The following is a 3,097-nucleotide window of genomic DNA, read 5'->3' as shown; positions in this document are numbered from 1 at the left end:
GGGCGTGAACAGTGAAAGCTTGCCGCGGCTTTGCAGGCGATGCGCCATCGCCGGCACCAGGTTGCCCTGGCGTATCTCGGCCTCGAGCAGGCGCATCCAGCCAAGTGTCACGCCCTGGCCCGCGAGGGTGGCGTTCATGAGTAGCTGAAAGCTGTTGGCGCGCAGGGTGTGCTCCGGGGGGCGCCAGGCAAGGCCCAGCTCGCTGAACCAGATCTCCCAGGTCAGCCAGTCGTGGTAGTGATCCTCCACCACCATCAGCGTATGGTCGCTCAGGAGCGCCTCGGGCGTGATGTGCTTGCCGTGACGCTCTAGGTAGATGGGGCTGCACACGGCCGCCACCTCTTCGTCGGCGAAGATGGCGTGGGCGGTCAGCCCCGGTGGGTCGACCTCGAAGGGCACGTGGTAGTAGATGCCGAGGTCGAACTCGCCCAGGTCGAGCCGGTGGGGATCCTCGACGGTGAGAATGCGAATCTCGATGTGCGGGTGCGCGCGCTGAAAGGCGGGCAGCTGGCGCGCCAGCCAGATCGAGGCGATGGTGGGGCTCGAGGCCAGCGTCAGCTGGCGACTGTCGCCGCGCCGGCGAAGCCGGGCGGTCTCGTCGCTCAACTCGCGCAGAAGTCGCTGCACGACGCGAAAGTAGCGCTCGCCAGAGGGCGTCAGGCGCAGCCCCTCGACGTGACGCTCGAACAGAGGGCGGCCCAGGTCCCTTGATCTGGCGGCTCACGGCGCTTTGCGACAGGTTCAGCTCACCGCCCGCCTGGGTAAAACTCAGGTGGCGGGCGGCGGCTTCGAAGGCGCGCAGGCAGGAGAGGGGCGGCAGGGCATCACGCATGGTCGAACTCATCGGCGGCTTCAATGTGAAGCGCCTAGCATACCACTCCTGCCTGGCGGGGGCGCCCGGCGCTAGAGCGCCGTCCTCGGGATGTCGCGCTGCCAGGTGCGCTCGCTGACAAGCGTGTCGCCCTCGTGGGCCGTCTGCTGGGCGGTGAGGTAGAAGGTCTCCTCGTCGCAGGTGAGCTGGTAGCGGCTCACCACCGAGACCGCGAAGCGGCCTTCGCCCTGGTCGCGGCCGGCACGGTAGACCCACTCGATCTCCGCTCGGGTGCGCGTGGCGTCGACGGGGTGGCTGGTGTAGACCTCCCTGGCGTACTGCTCGACCCGCAGGCCGTGGTCGTCGAAGGAGATAGCGCCCATGTCGTCCTCGACGGTCACCGTGACCTCGCCGTTGCCCACGTCCTCGCTGATCGTGCGTCGCGGCTCGCCCTGGCGGTGGGTGGTCACCGCACACGGCCGAGCGCTTTCCGGGGCCTCGAACGGCATGGGCACGTAATCGCCCTTGGAAACCGGAAGCTCCAGCAGCGGGCGGCCGGCGAGCAGGGTGAGATCGGCGCGCCTTTTCGGCGACCACACCAGTGGGAAGCTGGCGCTGGAGAGCGCCACGCGCAGCCGGTGCCCCTCGGGCAGGCGGTAGCCGATCAGATCCAGCGCCAGACGAATCGGCATCGGCTCGCCGGGAACCGGTGGATCGACGCGGCCCTTGTCATCGCGCAGGTTCAGGTTCAGCGTGGCGTAAGTGATCAGCGCGCTCTCGCCGGTCGGTGACACGTCACAAAGCCGCACGTGCAGCTGCCCGCAGGCTTCGCTGCTGGCAAGCGTCACGTCCAGCGTGGGCTGGCCGAGGATATCCAGCCCCTGTGGGTAGGGGGCGGAGTCGAAGGTGAGCGACAGGCCATCGTCGCGGCGTTGATCCGGCGGGAAATCCGCACCGAACCAGAGCGGTATGTACTCGCCCTGCCAGGCGCCGGCGGTGAGTGGCGAGGCGATCGCGCGATCGCTCTCGAGCGCGCCTTGCGGGCAAAGCCCCTGCTCGGACAGAAACAGCCTGCGTGTCTCGATGCTCTGCTCGCCCGCCGGCCAGCCGTCGGTCTGGACCCAGCGCCCCGGGCGCTCGGCGTACTTGGGCGCCGGCGGCAGGCCGTCCTGCAGGTAGAAGGTGGCCGCGGGCTTGTCCATGATGCCGGTGTCGATACCCTTGAGCCAGTAGTCCCACCAGCGCAGCGCCTCCTGGAGGAAGCCGATCGCAGGCTCGGGCAGCGCGAAGTGCGGATACTTGTGCATCCAGGGGCCCAGCAGCGCCTTCTTCGGGCACTCGAGATGCTCCATCATGCGCGGGATGGTGTTGATGTAGGAGTCGCCCCAGCCGCTGATCATGTAGACCGCCGCCTCGATATCCGCGTAGTTCTCGCAGATCGAGCCGTGCTTCCAGTAGTTGTCGCGGTGCTGGTGCGAAAGCCAGGTCTCGGCGAGAAGCGGCATGTCGCGAAGGCGCGAAAGCCACATCTCGCGCCACTGTTCGCCTACCAGCAGCGGGTCCGGGGCCGCGGCGGAGAAGTTGAGCATGGTCGCCGCCCAGCCCAGGTTCTCCAGCAGCATGTTGCCGCCCTTGTAGTGGATGTCGTCGGCGTAGCGGTCGTCGGTGGAGCAGAGCGTGATGATCGCCTTGAGCGGGGCGGGGCGCAGGGCGGCCACCTGCAAGCCGTTGAAGCCGCCCCAGGAGATGCCCATCATGCCGAGGGTGCCGTCGCACCAGGGCTGGCGGGCGATCCAGTCGATCACCTCCAGCGCGTCGGCCTGCTCCTGAGGGAGGTACTCGTCCTCCATCAGGCCGTCGGATTCACCGTTGCCGCGCATGTCCACGCGCACGCAGGCGTAGCCGTGGCCGGCGAAGTAGGGGTGGGTCAGCTCGTCACGAATCGCCGTACCGTCACGCTTTCTGTAAGGCAGGTACTCGAGGATGGCCGGTACCGGCGCCGCGTCGGCGTCGTCGGGCATCCAGATACGCGCCGCCAGGCGAGTGCCGTCGGCAAGCGGTATCCAGACGTTTTCCAGTTCGCGGACGCGATGAGGGAACTCCTGCTTGATATTCATGAAGCACGCTCTTGGCTGGTGGATGAGGTAGGAATGTCCAGGCGCTCCGGATGCTTGAGCCAGACCCAGAGCGACCCGGTGGCGATCAGGACGATGACCAGCGCCGGCAGGCCGCCGAGATTCGAGAGCATCTTCACGCCGTCGATGCCGATGAAGCTCACCATGACCC

General features: G+C 67.6%; 2 protein-coding genes and 1 pseudogene. All 3 read right to left on the bottom strand.

Annotated elements, in window-relative coordinates:
- On the bottom strand, positions 1–627 hold a 627-nt coding region (locus tag BIS11_RS13775; protein WP_367399216.1), incomplete at its 3' end, for a LysR substrate-binding domain-containing protein.
- A gap of 124 nt (positions 628–751) precedes the next feature.
- Positions 752–832: pseudogene (locus BIS11_RS18590) on the bottom strand (hypothetical protein); the annotation flags it as partial.
- Positions 833–903: 71 nt separating this feature from the next.
- A complete protein-coding gene (locus BIS11_RS13770) occupies positions 904–2,928 on the bottom strand; it encodes a CocE/NonD family hydrolase (RefSeq protein ID WP_253421513.1) in 2,025 nt (674 codons plus the stop codon).
- Positions 2,929–3,097 lie beyond the last annotated feature (169 nt).

The organism is Halomonas sp. 707D4 (assembly GCF_024158685.1).
Taxonomy (GTDB): domain Bacteria; phylum Pseudomonadota; class Gammaproteobacteria; order Pseudomonadales; family Halomonadaceae; genus Vreelandella.
Note: the sequence above shows the minus strand (reverse complement) of the source record. Positions and strands in the feature narration are given on the sequence as shown.